The organism is Deferribacter abyssi, assembly GCF_049472655.1.
Classification (GTDB): Bacteria; Chrysiogenota; Deferribacteres; order Deferribacterales; family Deferribacteraceae; genus Deferribacter; species Deferribacter abyssi.
Genome location: NZ_JAQNCS010000020.1, coordinates 1 through 24,544 on the forward strand (window position 1 = coordinate 1; position 24,544 = coordinate 24,544).

Genomic DNA, 24,544 nt, shown 5'->3' on the forward strand with positions numbered 1-24,544 from the left:
GTAATGAATTAAGAATGGAACAGAGGACCGAAGTAGCAATAAGCTTTAAAACTTCATAGTTAGTATGTCCCCCGTCCCAAAAGTCCTTATTGGTTGATTTGGCTATCAAGCCACTGTCATACGGGAGTTTGGATTCGGGATTAATTATCACCTGCAAGCTCTGTAGCATTAAAAGTTCTTTGACCCAACTCTTTATCAATCATAAACAATCCGTTGCCAGAATTCTGAACAAGTTTAAGCTGATCAAGAATTTCACCCACACTGGCTTCCTCCTCTACCTGTTCTGTAATAAACCACTGCAGAAAAGTATGAGTTGCATAATCTTTTTCTTGTATAGCAATATCAACTAGTTCATTAATACATTTCGTAATAAATCTCTCATGCTCCAACGTTTTTTCAAACATATCTAAAGGTGAGTCAAACTCCTGATCTGGTTGATCAATCTGCATCAATCTCACAATTTCTCCCTGATCAAGGATATATTTATAAAATTTCATAGCATGAACCATTTCTTCTTGGTATTGCACATAAAACCAGTTTGCAAACCCTTTCAATCCAATATGCTCACTATAAGCAGACATTGATAGATAAAGATACGCAGAAAACATTTCATTATTGAGCTGTTTGTTTAGTGCCTCTGCTATTTTTTTTGAAATCATAACTTACCTCCTTTTTTATTCATTTAATATGATATATTTTAATATAATTTAAAGTTATTTTCTAAAATAAAATATTTCTCCGTTATATTCCTTTTTAATAATTATTTTTTCTACTAACAACTGTTCAATTACTTCTCCAATCTTAGCAGTACCAAACAACAAAATCAAATCTTCTTTAGTACACGGACGCATTTTTAAAAGTTCCACAATATCCTCAAAAAGACTTGAGTCATCATTATTTAATTTTCTAACATAATTTCCCACAGTCTCAATTCTAATACCATTTTTGCTCAAAAATAAAGCTTTCTCCAAAAGTTCTTTTTCACTTAACCCAACAATCCCTTTGTATGAAGTAGGTCTAAAGACAGTATTTAATTGAACTTTTGTATATTTCAAATTCTTTAAAACTTCTACTAATCTTTGCAACTCTTCATATGAATCATTAACTCCCTTTACTAATAACACCTCAATATAAACTTCACCAGAAAATTTATCACAAAACAGCTTTAAACCTTCTATGATATCATTAACTTTTAACCCATTCACAGGCTTGTTAACTTTAGCAAAGACTAATTCATTCACAGCATCTAAGCTTGGAACAACGATATCAAAATTCATTAACTCACGCCTTACGTCATCTCTCATAATTAAACTACTGTTAGTTAGAATTGCCAACGGCTTATCTATTATTTTTTTTATCTCTTTAGCAAAATATCCCAAATCAATATTCAAAGTAGGTTCACCAGCTCCAGTAAACGTAACAATATCAATCTTATTAATTCTTTTTTTATATTTAATCTTAAATTCACTTAGTAAATCATCAGGATTAAAAAATCTTTTTCTTTCTAAAATTAATTCAGTTGTTTTTCCTACTTCACAATATAAACAGTCAAAAGAACATACTTTATAAGGAACAAGATTAACACCTAGAGAAGCACCCAACCTCCTCGAAGGAACTGGACCAAAAACAAATTTCATCTTATCTCCTTTTCAAATAAAATTGCCTCAGCAATATACCCTTTGTTTACATTACCCACACCTTGTGGTATTCTTACTAACCCATTACAATTTGCAAAATTTATAAAATGAGAAGTTTTTTGTGAATCCAAACCATAAGCTATATATTTTCCATTTTCAAACACAATATTTGCTCTGTTAAAATAATCACTTTTTTCCTTAGAATGCATATCTGAGCCCAACTCAACTTTTACAAAATTATGATTAAAATCTTTTCTACCAACCGTCTTTTTTATGTAGGGTAAAAAATAAAGCAACAAATTAGTAAAAAAAGCTGTAGGATAACCAGGCATACCAAAAATAATACTCTTCTTATTTTTTGCCACAATCAATGGGCTACCAGGTTTTATTTTCGTCCTATTAATTAAAATTTCATAATTTTCTTCATTTAATAACTTTTTAATATAATCATATTTTCCCATAGAAACCCCACCTGAACTAATTAAAATATCGTATCTTTCAAACATATCTTTTAAAGCCCTCGAAACGGCAATTTCATCATCTTTAATATTTCCATAATAATCAAACGAAATATTTAATTTTCTCAAAACTGATTCAACAATATATCTATTAGTATTAAATACAAACCCTTTTTTATACTCACTCCCGATATCAAGCAGTTCATCACCTGTAGTAAAAATACCAACTTTAGGCTTTTGAAATACTTTTACTTTTTTCAATCCAAGATAGAATAGAACTGGATAAACCCTTTCATCTATTATACTACCCTTCTTAATAACTTTTTCACCTACTTTTTTTTCTTCACCTATTTGATTTATATTGTCTCCAACTTTCACATGACAATGAATACTTAGTAAATCACCTTTACTATCGCAATCTTCTACTCTTACCACAGCATCTGCATTTTCTGGCACAACAGCTCCAGTCATTACAAAAACAGCTGTTCCTTTTTTAAGTTTTATCCTAACCAATTCACCGGGCACAATGGTTCTAATTATCTTATATTGATTTCTATCAGAAAGCTTAATAGCAAAACCATCTACTGCACTCTTTTTAGTATCAGGAAAATCCCTATCTGTCACAATATCTTCAGCTAATACATAACCAAAGCTTTCTTCAACATTTATAGTTATATCAGATAAGGTTCTTGCATTATCTAAAATAATTTGTTTTGCAACTTCAAAATTAATCATCATATCACCTTCTATATTTAAATATTATTTTCACAAACATAATGACAAAACATGCAAAAATTATTGTCAATACACTAGCCGCTATACCTTTTTGAAAATTACCTTCGGTCATATTTAAATAAATATTAATGGGGACATTTTCAGTTTTTCCTGGAATTCCTCCAGCTACCATTAAAGTGGCACCAAACTCTCCAAAACTCCTAAGCCAACTGAGCATCACTCCAGCAAAAATACCCCTAAACGCAAGTTTAAATGTTGTATCATAAAAAGATCTAAAATATCCAGCCCCCAAAGTCATTGCAATTCTTTCATAAATTGGAGGCACCAATTCAAAAGCACTCTTTGAAGATTTTAGTGTAAAAGGAAAAGAGATAAAAAATTGTGCAATTACTGCACCTTTTAAAGTAAAAATTATATTAAAAAATTTATTCAGCAAAGATGCATTAAAAAAATTGAGTATCAATACCCCAACCACTAATGGTGGAATTATTAAAGGAACATCAAAAAAAACATCTAGAAAATTCGCAACCCCTTTTCTTTGTCTTGCAAGATAGTAACCAGCAGGTATCCCAAAAAAAGAGGAAAAGAATGTAGCGATAGAAGCTGTAAAAAAACCGAAAGCTACCGCGTTTAAAAACTCATTATCAGAAATTATTTCTTTTAGTTGTAAAATAGATATTTCTTTCAGAGAAAAAAGTATTAAAACTAAAATTAGTAAAAACAAAACAAATGTAATTAAACTCGCTACTTTAGTAAATTTCATTTATCAATAACTTCAAACCCATATTTTTTAAAAACATCTTTATTCTTTACTAAAAAACTGATAAACCGCTTGACCTTCTCCATATCTTTGCTAAATTTCAACAAGTTAATACTTGCCACATCCTTTTCAGCATAATTATCTGGAAATTTTAAATATGTAAAGCTATTAACCCTTGCCACAGAATCAAAAATGATTCCAGCATCAACAGTGTTTGTTTTTAAATAATTGACAATTTGTGAAACATTTAGAGCTAAAACAACCATATTTTTTTCAATACCACTGGCTAGATTTTTAGGCATTTTAATTTTGATATCTTCATAAATTTTACCTAATGCCATTGTTTTAGGATTACCCAATGCAATCCTTACTTCCTTATACGCCAAGTCTTCAAAAGATTTAATTTCTCTTTCTCCAATTTCCGACAAACCAAACACTGGTGTTTGATAAAGAAAACTGATAGTTTCTAATACAATTCCTGCTTTCTCTGCTTTATCTTTAAAAGATTTTGAAGCTGGCAAATAAACATCACCTTTTTTAGAAAAAATTATTTTATTCAATAATTGACCTGAACCACCAGTTATTAAAATAATATGATCAACTTTTGATTGAGAATTGAACTTTCTAACAACCTCTTTGGCAGGTTTTGTCATCGATGCAGCAACATAAAAATAAATTTCATAAGAAAAAACAACACTTGGTAAAATCAAGAAAATGAAAATAATCTTTTTAATCATAACCCATATCTCCTCATTAGTACCAACGATTCTTTTTTTAATGAAACTTTAACATCTTTTCCCAATACAGGACTCAATTTTTTAAAGGCATGCTCAGGTAGTTTTATAACTATTTTAGACAATTTATAATGTGTCACTAAAAGTTCATAGTATCCACTCATTTTCTTTATATTTTTAACAGTTACATCCAAAATATTCTCTCTCCTATTATTCTCACCTTTTCTTAAAATCATAACATTTTCAGGTCTAATACCTAAAAATGATGCTTCTTTTAAATTTTCGCCTAAATCTAAATTAATCCCATCTATAATGACCAAGTTTCCCTTTACTCTATCAATTTTCCAAATATTTTTAAAATTAACCAAGCTCGCCGTCTCAACATATCTTGGCCTATCAAAAATTACATCTTTACTGCCATATTCTATAACTCGACCTTCTTTAACAATAACAACATCTTCACCTAAAAGATAAGAATCATCTATGTCATGGGTAATAAAAATTGCAGGTATTTTTATAATATCTAACAGATAGTTTATCACATCAATCAATTTTTCTTTTATAGGTTTATCCAAAGAAGAAAATGGCTCATCAAATACAAATATTTTAGGTTTAACCATGAAAGCACGAGCTATTGCCACCCTTTGTTTTTGGCCTCCAGATAGCACACCGGGATAATAATTAAGGTACTCTCCAATCTCTAATGTATCTACTAAAAAAGAGAATAAATTTTCATCATATTTAGCATTGCCTACTTTTACACCATACAAAATATTTTCTTTTATAGTCAAATGAGGAAAAAGAGTATATTCCTGTGGTAAATACCCCACATTTCTTTTATTAACAGCTAAATCTATTCTACCCCTTCTATCAAAAAAAATTGTTTTATTCACAACAATAGTCCCATCATCTGGTGGATAAAAACCCGCGATCATTTTAACCAGATTAGATTTACCGGCACCACTCGGACCAAAAACAACAATTTTATTCTTATCAGACTTAAAATCATAATAAAAAGATTTTTTTCTAAATTTTTTACTTATTTTTACTTCTATCATCACACCTTTCCAAAAGGACAAACAGGAAAAACACAAACTTTACAAAAATAACACAACCCACCAACACTATACTTTACTATTTCTTCCCCAGTAATCCGTTCTCCAGCTATCAATCTAGGTAAAAAAATATCCAGTGCCGTAGCTTTATAATATAATGCTGCCGCAGGAACTGCACACACAGGTATGAAACCAAAATAACCAATAGTAAAGTTATTTCCAGGCTGTATAGGATTCCCTTCCTGCACGATATCCACGTCAGCTTCTTTAATAGCCAGTTTCGTATTATCATCTGGATCAACTGAAGTTCCTCCTGTAATGAAAAGGATATCAACTTCCTTTAAAAAATCTTTAATCTCTGCCGTTATTTTTTCTTTATTATCAGGTAAAATAGATGATCTAACAATATTCAAACCATATTCTTTTAACTTTGATTCAATTAAAGGGTTGAATTTATCTTTTATCTTTCCATCATAAACTTCATTTCCTGTAATAATTACCCCGGCATTTTTTAATTTATATGGTATTACTTCAATAGCAGGTGAAATAAGTATATCTTTCACCTTTTTAATCAGTTTTATTTCACAATAAAGAGGAATTATACGAAAAGCAGCGACAATATCTCCTTTTTTGACTGGTATATCAGAATGTTTAGTGGGTAAAGAAGGAGTTTTCAACTTATTTATAGAAATAACTTTTTGTTTATCAATTTTTAACAACCCATCTTCAGCTGCATAAAAATTTATCTTACCTTCTGTAGGTTGCAAATCATAGTTAATATTTTCTCCAGCTATAGCTGGTGCTAGCTCAGTAGCAGCATCATCTTCATGAACAAAATCATTAGAATTTGTTTCACTAAATACAAACACATAATATTTACCCAAAGATTTTAATCGCTCAATATCCTCTTTTTGTATTAAATACCCTCTTTTAAAAGCCACACCTTTAAGTTTTTTTTCCAAATTAATCTCTGTTATGTCATGAGCTAACTTAAAACCTACAGCATTTTCAACTTTTACTTTTTTAAACACAAAACCTCCTTATCAATAAAAAAGCCGGTTACCCCCAATAAGGATAACCGGCTCAATCTTCAAACCAGCATCTCCTTTCCAAGTCGGGAGGCATAAGTGTTTCCACTTATACCCTGGGGGCAACTGCCCAGCCGGTGTATAAACCTTAGCTTAGGCCTTAGGTTTATACACTCGGAGATCATGACCTAATTTTCAAACAACAACTAACTATTTATAACAACTAAATTATTTACCATCAAAAAGAGACCAAGGGCCCCTGTTCTTTGCAAAAGTTATAGCTTTTTCTTTTTCATTATCAGCAAAATCTTTCCTAATTTTAAAAACTTGACCTGGATAGATTAAATCAGGATCTTTAATCATGTCTTTGTTTGTCCAATAAATCAGTGGCCACATAAAAGGATTCATATATTTGAGCTCAGATATCTTCCACAGACAATCACCTTTAACAACTGTATATTTCTCAACTTTAGCCATTTCTTTCTGCTTCATAGCTTTTTTCATCTCTTCAGCCTTTGCAATAGCAATTTTTTCTTTTATCTTATCCAACTTACTTTCAATTTGAGCTCTCAACATACTTGCTTTTCCTGGTTCACAATCATCTACAGCTTTTTGAGCTTTTTCATATAAATCTTCTACTTCAGCAAAAGTCACTGGGTCATATTTTTTAGCATCATCCTTGATAGTATCAATTTCATCCCTCAATTCATCCAATTCTTTACCAACTTTATCAGCAGCTTCTCTTCTCTTTTGAGCAACTTTCTTTGCTTTTTCAGCTTTTGCTTTTGCTTCATCTAACTTAGCTTCAGCTCTATCATAATATTTACCCTTAAATGTATGATTTTTAGCTTCTTCCAGCTCCTTTTGAGCCTCTTCAAAAGCTTTTTGTGCGGCTTTATACTCTTTAGGTGCACACTTATCAGCATCAACAACCCAAGCTTCATTTACAACTTTCTGAACATCACTATATTTTTTCATTGGTGGTTTTGCGCAAGCAAAAAGAAATACTGTAACCAATACTAGCAGTAAATACAACCTAGTATGCCTCATGATAAATTCCTCCTGATTTTTTTCTTATTACTATCATATAAGTTAACAAATGTCAAACCTACAAAAATTATTTCTTTTATTTTAACATTTCCTCGGGTAAATCCACTTTAATAAATAACTCTTTTAACTGTTTTTCATCTACCACACTAGGAGCATCACTCATTAAGTCAGTAGCTTTTTGTGTCTTTGGGAAAGCTATAACATCCCTAATTGAATCAGCCTTAGCGAAAATTGATGCAATCCTATCAATTCCAAAAGCTATACCACCATGTGGTGGAGTTCCGTATCTCAACGCCTCTATAAAAAATCCAAATTTGTATTCCCTCTCTTCAGGTGTTAGTCCTAATACTGAAAACATCTTCTCTTGAACATCACTTCTATGAATCCTTATACTACCACCGCCAATTTCAGAACCATTTAAAACCAAATCATAGGCTTTTGCTCTAATTTTACCTGGGTCTGTATCAAAAAGTGGAATATCTTCATCCACAGGAGATGTAAATGGATGGTGCATAGCAACATATCTTCTTTCTTCTTCGTCCCATTCAAGGAGAGGAAAATCAAGTACCCACACAAAATTATATTTTTCTTCATTAATCAATCCCAGTTTTTTACCAAGAAGTAAACGTAATTTAGACAGATATAAGTTAACTGTTTTCTCATCACCAGCACCAAAAAATACTATATCACCTACTTGTGCATCCACCTCTTTTAAAATCTTATTTGTAATCTCTTCTCCCAAAAATTTTATTATAGGAGACTGTAACCCGGTATCATTAACTTTAATGTATGCAAGCCCCTTAGCTCCTAAACTACAAACAAAATCAGTAAGCTCATCAATCTCTTTTCTAGAAAATTTTGCCCCACCCTTAGCATTAATAGCCTTTACAACTCCACCACTTTTTACAGCATCAGCAAAAACCTTAAATCCACACCCAGAAACTATATTGTTAATAGTTTTTAAATACATCTCAAACCTTGTATCAGGAGCATCATGGCCATATTTTTCCATTGCTTCTGCATAGCTTATTTTAGGAAACGGTCTTTCAAGCTTTATCCCTAATACTTTATTAAATATTTCCACAAACATTTCTTCAATAAGGTCCATCAAGTCATCTCTATCAATAAAAGACATCTCCATATCAAGCTGGGTAAATTCAGGTTGTCTATCAGCCCTTAAATCTTCATCTCTAAAACACTTAACAATTTGAAAATATTTATCAAATCCTGATATCATAAGCAACTGTTTAAACATTTGAGGAGATTGAGGTAAAGCATAAAACTTACCAGGGTTAACTCTACTTGGAACAAGATAATCTCTTGCTCCTTCAGGAGTACTTTTCGTTAAAAAAGGTGTTTCAATATCAAGAAACCCTTTTTTATACAAAAATTCCCTAATAGTTCTAACCAAATTGTGTCTTAGAATTATATTTTTTTGCAAAGGTTTTCTTCTCAAATCAAGATACCTATACTTTAATCTTATATCTTCCCCCACATTAGAATATTCATCAATAGTGAAAGGAAGCACTTTAGACTCATTTAAGATTTTCAATTCCTTAACCATCACCTCAACTTCGCCAGTTTTCAGTTTGAGGTTTTCTGTTCCCTCAGGACGTTTACTTACTATACCTTTTACAGCCAACACATATTCACTTCTTAAATTCTCAGCCTTTTCATGAGCTTTCTTATTAAATTCTGGGTTAAAAACAACCTGGGTAATTCCTTCTCTATCCCTCAAATCTACGAATATGACACCACCGTGATCCCTTCTTCTTTGTACCCATCCCATTAAAATAACTTCTTCATTCAAATTGCTTAAATTTAATTCACCACAAGTATGAGTTCTTCTCCAACTACCAAGATTTTCAAGCACTCTATGCCTCCTTAGTTTATTATTTTTTCCAATTTATTTAATAACTCATCATATGTTACATGTGATTGCTCCCCACTATCCATATCTCTTAAAGTAATTACATCATTTTTCACTTCATCTTCACCAATAATCAATACCGTTTTAGCATTTAAACGGTTAGCTTTTTTCATTTCAGACTTAATACTTCCCAAATCATACCCAATCGTAGTATTATAGCCCTCAGTCCTAAGAATATTCAGCAAAGAAACAGCTTCTTTAACATACTCATCAAATGTTATTATATAACAATCTACCAACCTGTATTCCATATCCCTCTTAATTTTAACGAGCTCCACAAGCCTATCCACACCAATTGCAAACCCTATACCTGGAATATCAGGACCACCAAGAGCTTTTATCAAACCATCATATCTTCCACCAGCTCCAACTGCTGAAGATGCTCCCAATTTATCTGTTACCATTTCAAAAGCAGTTTTCACATAATAATCAAGTCCTCTAACAATTTTAGGATTTACAGCAAATTCAACTTCAAAAACATTTAAATAGTCTTTGAGCTTATTAAAATGCTTTGCACAATCATTACATAAAAAATCCAAAATCAAAGGTGCATTTTTCACAATAATTTTACATGATTCCACTTTACAATCGAGAATTCTTAACGGGTTTCTACCCAATCTATTAATACAATCATTGCATAAATCACTTTTATATTTTTCAAAATAGTTAACAAGTTTCTCTCTATATTTTGATCTACATTCGGCACAACCAATAGAGTTAATCTCCAATTTCAAAAATTCACTAATATCAAAACTATTTAAAAAAGTATAAAGAATATAAATAACTTCTGCATCAAGCAAAGGAGAAACTGACCCGAATGCTTCTATACCTATTTGGTAGAACTGTCTAAACCTACCCTTTTGTGGTCTTTCTCTCCTAAACATCGGACCATAATAGTAATATTTCCTGATTGAAGGTGGCTCATACAATTTATTTTCAATAAAACTTCTTACTACAGAAGCAGTCCCTTCTGGTCTTAAAGATAAATATGTGCCATCTCTATCTTGAAACGTAAACATCTCCTTTTCAACTATATCAGTGGTTTCTCCAATACCTCTAACAAATAAATCCGTGCGTTCCAAAATAGGTATTTTAATCTCTTCATAGCCAAATTTCGAAAAATAATTTCTAAATTTATCTTCAATTAACTGCCAATAAAAGGTATCCTTACCAAAAATATCCCTAAATCCTTTAACTTTTTTAAACAAAACTACCCCCTATTTGAAAATTATGCTATAATATATTAAACATTTTGCTTTATAAGACAGTTTAACTACTCTGTCAATAAATAGTGTAGTGAGGCATTTATGAGAAATTATAAGGTAAATAATATACTCAGAACCAAGTTAAAAAAAGGTGACGATTTATATTATTCACTAATGAATATTATTGATAAAATACCAATAACGGCAGGTATTATTATAGGTATTGGTGCAGTACAAAAGGCAAACATTGCATATTTTAATCAGATAAAAAAAGAATACGAAAACTTTCATTTCAATGAAGCTATGGAAATAGTTAGTTTAAAAGGTAATATTTCATTAAAAGAAAATAAACCATTTGCTCATATTCACATATCTTTAGCAAGAAGTGATTTCACTGTCGTAGGTGGTCATTTATTGCCAGATACCATTATTTATGCATGTGAAATAGATATTATAGAGTATGACGGAAAAGCTATAAATAGAGTTTTCGATGAAGAAACCAATCTTTACTTATGGGACTTATAAGTAAATAAAATGTCTTGATTTACATTTCTCACACTCAAGAACCAATTTCCTTCTTCCAAGATCATTTTCACATTCACAATAAAGGTCTTTATGAACAGTTTGACTTTCGCAATTTTCACAATAACATCTTCTCCGACCAATATTACATCCATTAATAAAACAAAATATCAGAAAACCAAAAAAAAATATTAGAAATAAAATAAAATATATCATCTTCTACTCACTTGTATGTATTTCTATTTAGTATATACCTTTTGTCACAAAAATAAAGAAAAAACTTAGACACGGGCGGTGGGAGACTCGAACTCCCACACCGGGTTCCGGAGACCCGAGCTCTATCCTGTTGAGCTAACCGCCCTTTTATATGTATATTAAACTAACAGAAAATTTAATTGGTAGAGTCGTCTTCTGAAATAATCTCTTTCACTTTTTCAAGAACATAGTTCATATGATTTAACATCGCATTGTAAGCTTCTAAAGGATCTTGGTTTTTTATAGCAACGAAAATTGCTTTATGCTGTTTATACAGCAAATCATGTTTGTAATAATCATTATAAAGTCTCTTTCTCACTTCAAAAGAAATTTTTTCAATCCATTGATATATTGTGTTCATAATATGTATAAGAAAAATATTTTTTGTGGCATAAGAAATTATAGAGTGAAAATCTGCATCAGAATCATAACCTATCTGCCCATCCTTTAAGGCCACTTCCATTTCATTCAGATATTGCTCAAGCTGCTTTAACTCATCTTCTGTAATACGTTCTGCTGCTGTATAAGCAGCCCATGTTTCAAGTATTTTTCTAACTTCCATAATCTCAAGTATAGCATCTTTCTTTTTTGCATATTCTTCAAAGGCATTATCCAAAGCGGTATCACCTAGAGATTTCACATAAGTACCACCACCTTGTACTTGCTCTAAAAATCCTTTTGCTTCTAGTTTATTTATAGCTTCTCTCAAAGTTGGTCTACTAACCCCCATCTGGGCTGCTAGCTCTCTTTCAGGGGGTAATTTATCCCCTGGTTTTAACACACCTTCTATAATCAGTTGTTTTATCTGCTCAAAAATTTCATCACTAATTCTTTTTGGCTTGATCCTCTGAAACATCTTCTACAACCACCCTATAAATTACCTCTACTGGATGCAATACCTTACAATTTGCATCTAAATGTATCAATCCATCCATCAGGTTTATAGCACAACCGGGACAAGGTGTAAACATAATTTCAATATCTCGATTCTTAACCTCCTTAGCTTTATCAACTGAAAAAGCAAGCGATTTATTATAATTTTTTAAATTAAAAGTTCCACCAAAACCACAACAATTTTGATTTTCTAAAACTACAAAATTTGATGAAATATTACTAACATACACTCTCATATCATCCAGAAAATCTTTATCATAATGACACGGAATATGAAGAGAAGCTTTTTTATCTGTAATATCAGATAGTCTGATATCAAGCACCTTATCAAGAAAAATCAGAATATCCATAAATTTCTTATCAGGTACTTTTAATCCTATACTCTCACCTAAATCAGCCAAAGAATGATTGCAAGTTGGACAAGCCGTTATCACATAATCCGTATTATATTTTTCGAAATACTCATAATTTTTCTCAAGTAACTCCTTCATCATATCCTGTTTACCCATGGTAGCAGCAGGAATTCCACAACAGTAATTTACTTCAGGAACAATAACCGTAACTCCCAACTTATTTAAAAGCTTAACTATTTTCTCTCCCCATTCGAAATAAATCATATTTATTGCGCAGCCAGGATAAAAAATCACTTTCATCTTTTCGTTTTCAGCTCTGTTCTCCCCACCATATTCGCCTGTAAAAAACCTCTTTTTTATCCCTTTGGTAAATCTCTCACCAATTCCTTTAAATATTGGCTTATAAATATCATCTTTGACTTTTTTCGTTCCAAGTTTAAACCCCATGTGAAAAAGAGGAGCAAACCTACTCAGCAACTCAGGTTTTCCAAGCAAAATTTTCAAAAGTATCTTTTGATAAACAGGTAAATCTTTAATCTCTCTTAAAATAGCTTTCCCTTTTAAAAATATCTCTACTGTTTTAACACCACTTGGACAATTAGTCTCACATCTTCCGCATAAAATACAATAATCAATATACTTAAGAGTATTTTCTATATCATCAATTTTGCCATCGTAAATAGATTCTAATAAAGAAATTTTCCCCCTAGCTACAGCTCCTTCAAAAAAATCTTTTTGATAAAGAGGGCAATGCGCCTGACATGTACCACATTTCATACACCTAATAATTAATTCTTCTATCTGCCTCAAATCTTCCACTAATTTTTTCATTAAAGCCCCATCTTATGCGGATTTAGTAAGTTTTTTGGATCAATTCCATTTTTTAGCTTTTTCATAAAAATAATAGTACCTTTTCCTACTTCTATTTCCATATATTTTGCCTTTAACAAGCCAACTCCATGCTCTCCGCTCAGCGTACCTCCAAATAAAAGAGCTTTTTCAAATATTTCATCAATGGCCTTCTCTACCCTTCTAAATTCATCCTCATCCCTTTTATCTGTAAGAATTGTAGGGTGAAGATTACCATCACCTGCATGACCAAACGTTCCAATCGTTATATTATATTTAGAAGCATTCTCTTTGATAGCTTTCATCATATCAGGAATTTTGCTGCGAGGCACCGTAGCATCCTCTAAAATAAGAGTTGGCTTCAACCTTGCAAGGCAGCTTAAGGCTTTTCTCCTTGCAGTCCAGAGATTATCCCTTTCTTCATTATTATCTGCAACCTTTACATACCCTTTATTTTTTTCGCAAATCTTCTTAACCATGATAAACTCATCTTCTACCACAGCAGGATGACCATCCACTTCAATTAACAATAAAGCATCAGCCTTCACCGGTAATCCTATTTTTTCTGATTCTTCCACTGCATTAATAGTAAAATTATCCATCAATTCCAGCGTACTTGGCAAAATTTTTGAAGCAATTATTTCTGAAACCGTATTACATGCATCTATCACCGATGAATACTCTACAAGCATAGATTTCGATGTCGCAGGCTTTGGAACAAGCTTTAGTATAATCTCATACATAATACCAAGCATCCCTTCAGAACTAATCATTAATCCCGGGATATTAAAACCGGTTACGAGTTTTACCGTTTTTCCGCCCCCTATTACCTCATTGCCTGCCATATCAAATAACTTTACACCCATCACATAATCTTTAGTGACACCATATTTTAAACCTCTTAATCCACCAGCATTTTCCGCAACATTACCACCAATAGTTGAAATACTCATACTTCCCGGATCGGGTGGGTAAAAAAGTCCATACTCTTCAACTTTATCCGCAAGCTGTTTTGTAACAACCCCAGCTTCAACAACAGCATAATGATCCTTTTCATTTATCTCCAAAATTCTATTCATTTTAGTGGTCACCAACACACAACCACCGGACACAGGAACAGTCCCACCACTTAAATTGGTACCTGCGCCTCTTGTAATTATTGGAATCTCATTTTCACTCATCAGGTTAATAACAAACTGCAAATCATCTTTATTTTCAGGAAACACCACAATATCAGGCAACACCTTTTCGCCATAAGCAGCATCATAACTAAAAAGTGCTCTATCACCTTCACTTATCAAAACACTGCTTTTGCCCAACCTCTTTTCAAGCTCTTTGACCAAACTTTTCTTCATAAATACCTCTTTGTTATTGTTTAAACACAACAGATGGCAACCATGTAATAATCTCTGGAAAAATTATGCATAATGCAAGCCCTATTAATTGTAGGATAACAAATGGTATAATACCTCTATATATATGCCCCATTGTCATACCTTCTGGGGCAACCCCTTTTAAGTAAAACAGTGCATATCCGAAAGGAGGTGTTAAAAATGACATCTGCAAATTTACAGAAACAATCATTGCAAACCATAATGGATCAAACTTTAACTGATCAACAGCAATAGGAGTAAAAATAGGAACACATAAAAGCAATATACCGAGCCAATCCACAAACATACCAAGGATAAAAATAATAAACATCATAATACCTAAAATCACCCATTTATTCGAACTGATTGAAAAAAGTATACTTGTAAAAACGTCACCACCACCTAAACCCATAAAAATAGATGTATAAAAGTTAGCACCAACAAAGATAAGCATAACCATACAAGTAATTTTCAAAGTAGAATACCCAGCCTCTTTTAACATTTTCAAATCCAATCTCTTGTTTAAAGCAGCCAAAACCAAAGCTCCAATACAACCCAAACCAGCAGCCTCAGTAGGAGTAGCAATACCACCTGCAATACTACCAAGAACTGCAAAAATTAAAAATAGAGGTGGCACCATAGATTTCAGCGTCATTAATAATTTTTGACCTGTTGTATGAACACGCTCTTTTTCTGGTATAGGAGGTCCGGCTTCAGGGTTTATAAATGTACAGTAAACCCATGTATATATTAAATACAGTGTAGATAATAATAGTCCCGGCATAAATGCAGCCATAAAGAGCTTTCCAACAGACATTCCAATCAACCCACCATAAACCACCAACATAATGGAAGGAGGAATTAATATACCAAGAGTTCCACCTGCTGTGATAACACCTGCCGTCAACTCCTTGGAATATCCTTTTTTTAACATTGAAGGAGCCGCCAAAAGTCCCATTGCCACCACGGAAGCACCAATAATACCTGTTGTTGCTGCAAAAACTGTACAAACTACAACAGTTGCAAGTGCAAGCCCTCCTTTTATAGGCCCTAAAACTATGTACATTGTTTCATAAAGTTCTTCAGCTACCCCTGATTTATCGAGAAACTGTGCCATCAAGATAAAAAGAGGTATAGCTACAAGCACATAATTCGTCATTAATCCGTATGTTTTATTTGCCAATATGAAAAAAGCACCTGGACCATAACCCAAAATACCAAAAATTATACCAAGACCACCAAGAGTAATTCCTAATGGATGACCTAAAAAAACAGCTATCAATAAAACAACAAACATTGCAACAGATAAAAATTCAGGACTCATTCTATCTCCTCACCTTTTATTTTGTAAAAAGATTTGATTGCTTCTGATATTCCCTGTAACAGTAATAAGAAAAATGCTATTGGCATAAAAGTTTTAAAAGGATATACAGGTGGAGCCCAAGGCGATTGGCTATGTTCTAACCCTTGCCAAGATTGTATCATAAAAGTCCAGGTTGATTTTATAGCAACCAATGTAAAAGGAAGAAAAAATATAACAAAGGTAATTAATTCTAAGATACCTTGAGTTTTTTTGCTCAATCTTGAATATATAACATCTATCCCTATATGCATTTTATGCTTTAGAGTATAACCAAACCCCATTAAAAACATAACTGCATAAAGCATATAGCTTAACTCAAAAGCCCACATTGTAGGGCTGTTAAATACTTTTCTTCTTACAACCTCAAAAACCACCACAAAAAGTAACACGAATACCAAAATACTCGTTATTTTACCTATAACTTCATTAATACCATCAATAAATTTTACGATTTTTCTCATTAGAACCTCCAATTAAAAAAAGGGGAGGAAACTCCCCTTTTTAACTACTCATAATGTTTACCATTAATATATTCTTGATATGGATAAGCAGAAACACCGCTGCGTAAATCTTTCCATTTTGAGTATTCAGCGATGAAATCTTCTTGAGATTTAAGAACTTTATCAAGAAACGGACTTTGTTTTCTAAGATTATCTAAATAAGCCTTTGTAGTTTTTCTTAATTCATTTAAAGATTCATCTGAAAGTTTATTAAATTTTACCCCTTCTTTCATATATTTTTCTATTGCCTTTGCATTATTATATTCACTTCTTGCCAAATCCCAAAGTTGAGTCTCTCTTGAAGCAACCTCAAGAACCTTTTTGAGATGATCTGGAAGTTTATCATAAGCGCGTTTGTTTACTTCAAACATCAACTGAACTGCAGTTTGGTGCCATCCAGGTACCATAACATTCTTTGCAATCTCTTGAAAACCCATAGGATAAGTAATAAATGGAGTAGAAAATTCTGCAGAATCCAAAACGCCTCTCTCAAAAGCAAGATATATTTCACCACCAGGAAGCGGTGTAACTGATACACCCATATTTTTAAGAATATCAGCAGCCCAACCCACTGTTCTTACTTTCATACCTTTTAGTTGAGACACTTCAGTAATAGGCTTTTTAGTAAAAAAGCCCATCTCTTGTCCGGAATTTCCTCCCAAAAGTGGTACAAGTCCGTATTTCCCATAAAGCTCTTTTGCAAGCTTCATTCCATCTCCAGCCATAAGCCAAATGGAATACTCAATATTGTTCATTCCGAAAGGAACTGAAGCAAATGCAACAAAAGCCTGATCTTTCCCCTTCCAATAACCTGGCCAATCATGCCCCATTTCAGCAACACCATTCCTTACTGCATCGAAAACCTGAAACGCAGGAACGATTGAACCAGCAGGAAAAACTTTAATTTTCAACTCACCATTAGACAGTTCCTCAACAGTTTTTGCAAAATGCAAAACTGTTTCATGCCAAGGAATCCCGGTAGGCCAAGTGGTTATAAGTTTCCAGCGGTAAGTTTTTGCATAAACCTGATTAAACATAAAAATTACAAACAGCGCAATAAGCAAGGTTTTCAAAAAACGTTTCATAAAATGACCTCCCATTTTTTATTACCAACAATTGGTAATACCATATAATAATATTACCTATATTTTGTCAAGCTCTTTTCTCCTTGATATTTAGAATATTTTTATAAACAAATAAGATATTGACAACCATCACAATATGCATTTATAATGGTCTTACCATTTCGGAGGGTTATATGGTTGAGACTTTTATTCAATATTCAAAATTAGTGGGAAATAAAAATCATGTTTTAAATGAAGAAAACTTTCTAAAAATAGATTTTAAAAAAGAATACGACTTTATTTATCTACCATCATATTCTATACATAAAACCCTAGAGATTGACAAAAATGGTATCGCTGCTGCTGTTGTAGAAGCTGATTTTGGAATTGCAGAAACCGGAACTGCTGTAATTGATTCGAAGAATTACTATTTAAGAAAAGCAACTTGTCTTGCTGAAAAGCTGGATATTGTACTCTTCAAGTCAAAGATTTTAAAAAAACTTGAAGATATATCCACATTTCTAAAAGAAAAAACATCTGAAGACAGCTATATCGCATTCATTACAGGCGCCAGTAGAACGGCAGATATCGAACGAGTCCTCACAATCGGCGTACACGGTCCTTGTGAAACTAACATTTTTATAATTAATGACAGATAGGAGTAGCTACCATGTTGAAGCAATTAATTAAGGAAAAAATTAATGATAAAATTTTATCCGAAAATTTAAAAACCTTTGCTGAAAGCTATAAAATATCTAAAGAAAAAGCCTATCAGGGTCTAAACTTTGAAAAAATCAGAACGAAAATAAACAATATTAAAGATTTAAGTTATGAGGAAATTATAAATCTTTATAATAAATTTAAAGAAAATGCCTTAAAAAAAGGTTGTTATGTCTATGAGGCAGCCACAGCAGAAGATGCAAACAACTACATTTTGGAAGTCTGCAAAAAACACAATACCGATATCATTGTTAAATCAAAGTCCATGACTTCAGAAGAAATCAAATTAAACGAGTTTCTGGAAAAAAATGGTATTACCCCCATAGAAACAGATCTGGGAGAATGGATTTTACAGCTTGCCGGCGAAACGCCAAGCCATATGGTTATGCCTGCTATACATAAAAGTAGAAAACAGGTGGCAAAACTTTTTAAAAAGGTCACAGGGAATAAAATTGACGAAAATGATATAGAAGCAATGGTAAAAATTGCAAGAAAACAGCTTAGAGACTACTATTTTAAGGCCAAGGTAGGAATAACCGGTGCCAATGTGGCCGTAGCAGAAACTGCAACAATAGGAATTGTAACAAACGAAGGTAACGCAAGACTCTCAACTACCATCCCTGATGTTCATATTGTTATTCTTGGATATGAAAAACTTATAAATACCTTTAAAGATGCTTTACAGATAATTAGAGCACTGCCAAAAAGTGCCACAGGCCAGATTATAAGTACTTATGTCACATGGATATCAGGAAGTTATCCGGCAAAAAACGATAAAAATAAAGAAGTACACTTCGTTTTCCTTGACAATGGTAGACTCCCTCTATTCAAAAATAAAAATTTAAAAGAAGCTTTAAAATGTATCAGATGTGGAAGCTGTGCCAACGTATGCCCCGTATATGAAATAATTGGCGGACATGTTTTCGGTGATACTTATGTGGGTGCCATAGGATTGATTCTCACATCATTTTATGGAGACGAAAAGAAGGCAAATGAGATTTTAAAGCTATGTATCGGCTGTAAAACCTGTTCTGTAAATTGTCCAACAGGAATAGATTTACAAAGCCTCATCTCAGATATCAACGCCACAATTACACCAAAATACGGCCTAAGTCTTCCCAAAAAAGCAGTTTATTCATATGTTATGCCAAACCCTGCATTATTCAAAACAATTACAAAGATAGGCAAATATCTTCAAAGGCCTCTCTTAAAAAATGAAAAAATCGAAAAGATCCCTTTTATGGGAAAAGAGAAAAACTTCAGGGCATTACCATCCATAGCACCAAAAAGTTTTACCGCACTTTATAAAGATTTTTACAGCTCAAAACCATCAAAGAAATATAAAAAATCAGTTACTTTCTATTCTGGTTGTGCCATTGAATATTTTTATCCGGAAATGGGACTAACTCTTTTGAAGCTCCTTGATAGAGCAAATATCAAAGTGAACATTCCTGAGAAAATGGTCTGCTGCGGACTTCCTGCCATTCATGCTGGAGATGGGGAAAATGGTAAAAAAACCATCATTAAAAATCTGAAATATTTTGATGAAAAAATTACTGAAGATATAATCACTCTCTGTCCAAGCTGTGGAATGGCGATCAAAGAAGAATTTCCTAAATATACCATTAACTCACCACAAGACTATAAAAAAAGTGAAAAAATGGCTAACAAAGTCAAATCTTTATCTCAATTTCTTGCAGAAAACCGTTTAGAGCTCAAATACACTGCAAAATACAAAGTCACATACCACACTCCTTGCCACCAAAAAAGAGGGTTGTGCTTTTCAACAGAAAACTTTTTACAAGAAATTTTAAAAGATTATTTTATACCACTTAAAAATAGCGATGCATGTTGTGGATTTGGTGGCTCATTTTCCTTTGACTTTGCAGAAATTTCATCAAAAATACTTGAGAATAAAATAAACAATATAAAGAATACTAACGCAGAAATCCTCCTAACAGATTGCCCGGGATGTATAATGCAAATTGAAGGTGGACTCATCAATAAAGGTATAAACGTAAAAGTAATGCATGTATCTCAATTTTTAGAAAATTACACAACATTAGTCGCATTATAAGTAAATAAATTTACTAAAATAATAATTAGATCATCATCCTATTTTTCGGGTCTAAAGTGAGCCAATACCCACTTTATATCCTGAAAGTTATCCACTAAGTAAGAAAATTTTTATGATGAAACTGAAATAAATCAATAATTATAAATTACCAAGTCCATTTATTTCTTCCATTTTGAGTACACTCGTAACATCAAAACCAACATTTTTTATTTCTTCAACACACAACTCTATATTTTTTTCATCACCATTAATTCTTATTACAAGATCTCTCAGTCCTGGTTTCTCTTTCATATAAAATGTTGCTAAACTAATGATATTTAAACCATATTGTTTAATAATTTTTGCAAGTTCAGCAATAGCTCCCGGTTTATCTTCTACAAGGATGTTTATCCTTACCCCTTTTTCCCTTATTCCCATAGCCTCAACAAATTCATCAAAAACATCTACAGCTGTAATCAATCCTACAAGTATACCTTCGTTATTTACTACAGGTAATCCACCAAATCTTTTATCACGTAATATAATGGCTGCTTTTTCAATAGGATCTTCTGGTCTCACTGTAATAACATTTGTCGTCATGGCATCTTTAACTTCATATTTTGCTAGTGCGTTATGAAGCTCGTAAATATCAAGAGTGCTTGCTTTCGAAGGGGAAAAATCTTTTATATCTTTTTCAGTAATAATACCAACAAGTTTATCACCATCCAAAACAGGTAATCTTCTAAAGTTATGCTCTCTCATTAAATGTAAAGCATCTAAGATTGTATCATTACTATTTACTACTACAATATTTTTTTTCATCCAATCCTTTACAAACATTGTTACACGCCCCTATTTTTTCATATTTAAAAATAATATAACACTAATCTTTTTCAATTCACAGATTTTTAATGTAGTTACGTTTATCAACAATTTCGTTTTCTTTAATACCTTCATCTATTACAACCTCTTTTAAACTAACTTTAAACACATCTTTGAATTTTTCATGAATATTCTCTACATTATTACTAATTTTTAATATTAAATAATCAAAATTATCATAATCAGAGTTCACAAAAAGTCTTCCAACAATAGAGTTTTCTTTACAAAATTGATCAAATTGCCATTTATGAATAAAAACTCCTTTTACTTTCACAGAAGAATCTGTTCTTCCAAAAATACCCAATATTCTTATGCTATCTCTTTCACATTTACATTCTTTTAAAACATATTGAGATAAATCACCTGTCCCATATCTAATAAGCGGAAATTTCTCATTTAACAAGGTAACAACCACTTCACCTAGTTCTTTCTCTTTTATAATTTCAGTATGATCAACACTCAAAAACTCAACAAACAGCTCATCATCAATATGCATGCCATTTTTGTATTCACACTCTGTGGCAATCAAACCTACTTCTGCAGTTCCATAACCTTGATAAATTTCAATGTTATACTTCTCAGTTAATTCCGTTCGTTCAGCTTCTGTAACTTTTTCTGCAATCAAATAAGCTTTAATTAAAGAATTCCTACTTCCTAAGTGATCCAGCACTTTTTTCAAAAAAGACTTTGTACCAATAAATGCTGTAGCCTTTGTCCTTGCAACTAAATCTGCACATTTTTCACTACTGACTGGACCAACAGGCACAACAGTTGCTCCAATTTTTTCCGAAGCCTCTTCAAACATCTCACCTGCAGGAGTCAAATGATATGCAAAAGTGTTTATTACTACATCACAAGCACTAAAACTAGAGATCTCCAACGCCTTATAAAATCTATATTGATAGTACTTATCAAACAATAAGTTGAAAATGTTACCAGGAGATTCAAAAATTTTTTGCGGACACACCTCAAAAAGTTTTAAATAATCTTCTAGATTTTTCGACAAATCTGCTAAATCTTTTCTAGATATAACCTTTATTTTTTTAAAATCATCATAATCTTTTATATCGCTAACAGATAATCCCGACCTTTCTAACTGATATTGAATGAAAGGATGTTCACTATTCTTTTTCAGGAAAGATAAAACTTTTGAAAATTGTTTTAAGAAAGCCACCTTTTTCTCCTTCTATAATGTTTTACATCCCTAAAACTCTTTTTACTACCTAACCCTAAATAAAACTCTTTCACATCATCATTCTCCATTAATTCCGAAGCATTTCCTTCTAGAACAATTTTACCATTTTCCATAATATAACCGTAATCTGACACAGATAAAGCCATATTGGCATTTTGCTCTACAAGTAATATGGATGTACCCTCTTCTTTATTTAGTTTTTCAACAATTTTGAAAATCTCCTTAACCAATAGAGGACTAAGCCCTAAAGAAGGTTCATCCATCAAAATCAACTTAGGTTTTGCCATCAAAGCTCTTCCAATGGCAATCATCTGTTGTTCGCCACCGCTCATATATCCAGCAAGCTGCTTTCTTCGCTCTTTCAATCTAGGAAAATATGTATATACTCTTTCCATCAAATACTTTATTTCATTATTTTTTCTTGTATAAGCACCTGCTATGAGATTCTCCTCAACTGTTAAATCTTTAAAAACTCTTCTACCTTCCATTACTTGGAATATACCCATTTTAACAATTTCAGCAGCATCTTTTTTATCAATTCTTTGACCAGCAAAAATTATCTCACCTTCAGTAAGTTCTCCATTATCTGGTCTTAAAAGCCCAGAAATGGCTTTTAACGTAGTTGATTTACCTGCACCATTTGAACCTAGGAGAGAAGTAATACTTCCCTCCTTAACTTCTAAAGACAACCCTTTCAATACTAGTATAACTTCATTGTAAATTACTTCGATATTATTTACTTTAAGCATTACTCTACCGAAATATAATCAGTAATAGGCTTCATTTGCCCATTATTAATCCTATAAATTCTAAGCGCTCTTACCCCTTTATGACTTGTGCTAGTAAATGTCACTGGTGCAGTAAGCCCCATTGTATCAAAACCTTTCATAGATTCATAAATCTTTTTCAAATTTTCACCTTTGTAATTTTTATTAGCCATTTTCAAACCAGATAACATTACATACATACTACTAAACCCTTGGATATAATTTATCTTCCTAAAAGTCACATTGGGATGATATTTTTTGTTCAATTCACGTAGAAACTTTATCCCTTTTACATCGGTATCTGTCCATAGAGCAAAAGGATTTGTCGCCAAAAAACCTTCAGTAGCATCTTGAGCAAGCTTTATTAACGTTTTGCCAAAAGTCCAGTTAAAACCTATGAATTTGGTTTCTATTCCAAGCTTTTTAGCATCTTTCAATATTGTAGATGTCGCCATATATGTTTCCTGTACCAATGCATATTCTGGATCATGCTTTGCCATATTTAACAATTGGCTTGTGGCATCCAGTGATTTGAGCCCCACCACCTCTTTATCTACCACTTTAACACCAATGGTTTTTGCAAAGTCTTCCCCATCAGGGAAAAAAGGCGATCTACCAAATCCAGTATCATTATAAACAAAGGCCACAGTTTTTTTAACTCCATATTTTTTAATATATTTTAATGCAATACGAGCCTGATCAGAATATGTAACTCCCACTAGAAAGTTATAAGGGTTTTTCTTTGCATCAGTTAAATGCTCAGAGTATGAAGCACTGAAATAAGGTATTTTATCTTTTTTTATAAATTTTGTAAGCGCTTCAGTATCTCCTGTGCCCCAACCATGAATAGCAACGACCTTTTCTCTTTTAAATTTTTTATAAGCCGATATCGCTTGTGGAATTTTGTACCCATAATCAACCATTATAAGTTTAATTTTATCACCATTTAAACCTCCGTTATCATTAAACCATCTAACACAATCTTTAACACCATCTGCATAAGGTTTACCCACATCAGCAGTAGGCCCTGTCAAATCAACTAAAGCGCCTATCTTTACTTCTTTTGCATAACTTAAACTCACAATCATCGTAATAACAAAAAAGAAGATAAAAAACTTTTTCATAACATCCTCCACAAAATTTTTCATATGCAATATTA

Annotated in this window: 23 protein-coding genes, 1 tRNA gene and 1 riboswitch; of the genes, 3 read left to right on the forward strand and 21 right to left on the reverse strand. The window is 32.3% G+C overall.

From position 1 onward, the window contains the following. Window positions 1-140: 140 nt before the first annotated feature. From OWK30_RS10225 to hisS, 10 genes are all read right to left on the reverse strand, one after another. Window positions 141-659, reverse strand: a complete 519-nt coding sequence (locus tag OWK30_RS10225) for a ferritin (RefSeq protein WP_423326178.1) — start codon at window positions 657-659, stop codon at window positions 141-143. Window positions 660-713: 54 nt separating this feature from the next. Next, a complete protein-coding gene (locus tag OWK30_RS10230; protein ID WP_423326180.1) occupies window positions 714-1,637 on the reverse strand; it encodes a radical SAM protein in 924 nt (307 codons plus the stop codon). After that, window positions 1,634-2,833, reverse strand: a complete 1,200-nt coding sequence (locus OWK30_RS10235; RefSeq protein WP_423326182.1) for a molybdopterin molybdotransferase MoeA — start codon at window positions 2,831-2,833, stop codon at window positions 1,634-1,636. Before OWK30_RS10235 ends, OWK30_RS10230 begins: the two co-directional genes overlap by 4 nt. Window position 2,834: 1 nt before the next feature. Beyond that, window positions 2,835-3,593, reverse strand: a complete 759-nt coding sequence (locus OWK30_RS10240) for a molybdate ABC transporter permease subunit (protein WP_423326184.1) — start codon at window positions 3,591-3,593, stop codon at window positions 2,835-2,837. Then, window positions 3,590-4,327, reverse strand: a complete 738-nt coding sequence (gene modA / locus OWK30_RS10245) for a molybdate ABC transporter substrate-binding protein (RefSeq protein ID WP_423326186.1) — start codon at window positions 4,325-4,327, stop codon at window positions 3,590-3,592. Before modA ends, OWK30_RS10240 begins: the two co-directional genes overlap by 4 nt. Then, window positions 4,324-5,382: a sulfate/molybdate ABC transporter ATP-binding protein gene (locus OWK30_RS10250; RefSeq protein WP_423326188.1), complete on the reverse strand. Its 1,059-nt coding sequence runs from the start codon at window positions 5,380-5,382 to the stop codon at window positions 4,324-4,326. Before OWK30_RS10250 ends, modA begins: the two co-directional genes overlap by 4 nt. Continuing rightward, on the reverse strand, window positions 5,382-6,410 hold the full coding sequence (locus OWK30_RS10255) for a molybdopterin-binding protein (RefSeq protein ID WP_423326190.1): 1,029 nt from the start codon (window positions 6,408-6,410) through the stop codon (window positions 5,382-5,384). Before OWK30_RS10255 ends, OWK30_RS10250 begins: the two co-directional genes overlap by 1 nt. A 55-nt stretch (window positions 6,411-6,465) precedes the next feature. Continuing rightward, window positions 6,466-6,599, reverse strand: a riboswitch (molybdenum cofactor riboswitch). 36 nt (window positions 6,600-6,635) lie between these two features. Beyond that, window positions 6,636-7,457 (reverse strand): LysM peptidoglycan-binding domain-containing protein, encoded by an 822-nt coding sequence (locus OWK30_RS10260; RefSeq protein WP_423326192.1) that lies wholly within the window; start codon window positions 7,455-7,457, stop codon window positions 6,636-6,638. Between the two features lie 76 nt (window positions 7,458-7,533). Further along, entirely contained in the window at window positions 7,534-9,330 is a 1,797-nt protein-coding gene (gene aspS, locus OWK30_RS10265) for an aspartate--tRNA ligase (RefSeq protein ID WP_423326193.1), read from the reverse strand. Window positions 9,331-9,341: 11 nt separating this feature from the next. After that, window positions 9,342-10,595 (reverse strand): histidine--tRNA ligase, encoded by a 1,254-nt coding sequence (gene hisS, locus OWK30_RS10270; protein ID WP_423326194.1) that lies wholly within the window; start codon window positions 10,593-10,595, stop codon window positions 9,342-9,344. A gap of 99 nt (window positions 10,596-10,694) precedes the next feature. Between hisS and OWK30_RS10275 the strand changes: the two genes are divergently transcribed. Further along, entirely contained in the window at window positions 10,695-11,117 is a 423-nt protein-coding gene (locus OWK30_RS10275; RefSeq protein ID WP_423326196.1) for a PPC domain-containing DNA-binding protein, read from the forward strand. 285 nt (window positions 11,118-11,402) lie between these two features. Here OWK30_RS10275 and OWK30_RS10280 read toward each other — a convergent pair. The 7 genes from OWK30_RS10280 to OWK30_RS10310 form a co-directional block, all read right to left on the reverse strand. Next, window positions 11,403-11,475 (reverse strand) — tRNA-Arg (locus tag OWK30_RS10280). Between the two features lie 30 nt (window positions 11,476-11,505). Continuing rightward, window positions 11,506-12,225, reverse strand: coding sequence for a FadR/GntR family transcriptional regulator (locus OWK30_RS10285; protein WP_423326198.1), 720 nt, complete (start codon window positions 12,223-12,225; stop codon window positions 11,506-11,508). Further along, on the reverse strand, window positions 12,194-13,447 hold the full coding sequence (locus OWK30_RS10290) for a (Fe-S)-binding protein (RefSeq protein ID WP_423326200.1): 1,254 nt from the start codon (window positions 13,445-13,447) through the stop codon (window positions 12,194-12,196). The genes OWK30_RS10285 and OWK30_RS10290 overlap by 32 nt, the downstream gene beginning before the upstream one ends. Continuing rightward, window positions 13,447-14,820 (reverse strand): FAD-binding oxidoreductase, encoded by a 1,374-nt coding sequence (locus OWK30_RS10295; protein WP_423326202.1) that lies wholly within the window; start codon window positions 14,818-14,820, stop codon window positions 13,447-13,449. The genes OWK30_RS10290 and OWK30_RS10295 overlap by 1 nt, the downstream gene beginning before the upstream one ends. A gap of 13 nt (window positions 14,821-14,833) precedes the next feature. Further along, on the reverse strand, window positions 14,834-16,162 hold the full coding sequence (locus OWK30_RS10300) for a TRAP transporter large permease (protein ID WP_423326204.1): 1,329 nt from the start codon (window positions 16,160-16,162) through the stop codon (window positions 14,834-14,836). Then, window positions 16,159-16,662 carry a TRAP transporter small permease subunit gene (locus OWK30_RS10305; protein WP_423326206.1) on the reverse strand — a complete coding sequence of 168 codons (504 nt, stop codon included), beginning with the start codon at window positions 16,660-16,662 and terminating at the stop codon, window positions 16,159-16,161. The genes OWK30_RS10300 and OWK30_RS10305 overlap by 4 nt, the downstream gene beginning before the upstream one ends. A 44-nt stretch (window positions 16,663-16,706) precedes the next feature. Then, window positions 16,707-17,786: a TRAP transporter substrate-binding protein gene (locus tag OWK30_RS10310; protein WP_423326208.1), complete on the reverse strand. Its 1,080-nt coding sequence runs from the start codon at window positions 17,784-17,786 to the stop codon at window positions 16,707-16,709. A gap of 173 nt (window positions 17,787-17,959) precedes the next feature. Here OWK30_RS10310 and OWK30_RS10315 point away from each other — a divergent pair, with 173 nt between their 5' ends. Beyond that, window positions 17,960-18,424, forward strand: coding sequence for an LUD domain-containing protein (locus OWK30_RS10315; protein WP_423326210.1), 465 nt, complete (start codon window positions 17,960-17,962; stop codon window positions 18,422-18,424). An 11-nt stretch (window positions 18,425-18,435) separates the two neighbouring features. Beyond that, a complete protein-coding gene (gene ldhH, locus OWK30_RS10320) occupies window positions 18,436-20,562 on the forward strand; it encodes an L-lactate dehydrogenase (quinone) large subunit LdhH (protein ID WP_423326212.1) in 2,127 nt (708 codons plus the stop codon). A gap of 138 nt (window positions 20,563-20,700) precedes the next feature. On the opposite strand, the gene OWK30_RS10325 is transcribed toward ldhH, so the two are convergent. The 4 genes from OWK30_RS10325 to OWK30_RS10340 are packed head-to-tail and all read right to left on the reverse strand — an operon-like array spanning window position 20,701 to window position 24,509. Further along, the gene (locus tag OWK30_RS10325; protein ID WP_423326214.1) at window positions 20,701-21,381 is read right to left on the reverse strand and encodes a CBS domain-containing protein; all 681 of its coding nucleotides are present in this window, start codon (window positions 21,379-21,381) and stop codon (window positions 20,701-20,703) included. Between the two features lie 58 nt (window positions 21,382-21,439). Next, window positions 21,440-22,597 carry a phenylacetate--CoA ligase family protein gene (locus OWK30_RS10330; RefSeq protein WP_423326216.1) on the reverse strand — a complete coding sequence of 386 codons (1,158 nt, stop codon included), beginning with the start codon at window positions 22,595-22,597 and terminating at the stop codon, window positions 21,440-21,442. Beyond that, window positions 22,585-23,367: an ABC transporter ATP-binding protein gene (locus OWK30_RS10335; protein ID WP_423326218.1), complete on the reverse strand. Its 783-nt coding sequence runs from the start codon at window positions 23,365-23,367 to the stop codon at window positions 22,585-22,587. The genes OWK30_RS10330 and OWK30_RS10335 overlap by 13 nt, the downstream gene beginning before the upstream one ends. Beyond that, entirely contained in the window at window positions 23,367-24,509 is a 1,143-nt protein-coding gene (locus tag OWK30_RS10340) for an ABC transporter substrate-binding protein (protein ID WP_423326220.1), read from the reverse strand. The genes OWK30_RS10335 and OWK30_RS10340 overlap by 1 nt, the downstream gene beginning before the upstream one ends. Between the last annotated feature and the right edge of the window lie 35 nt (window positions 24,510-24,544).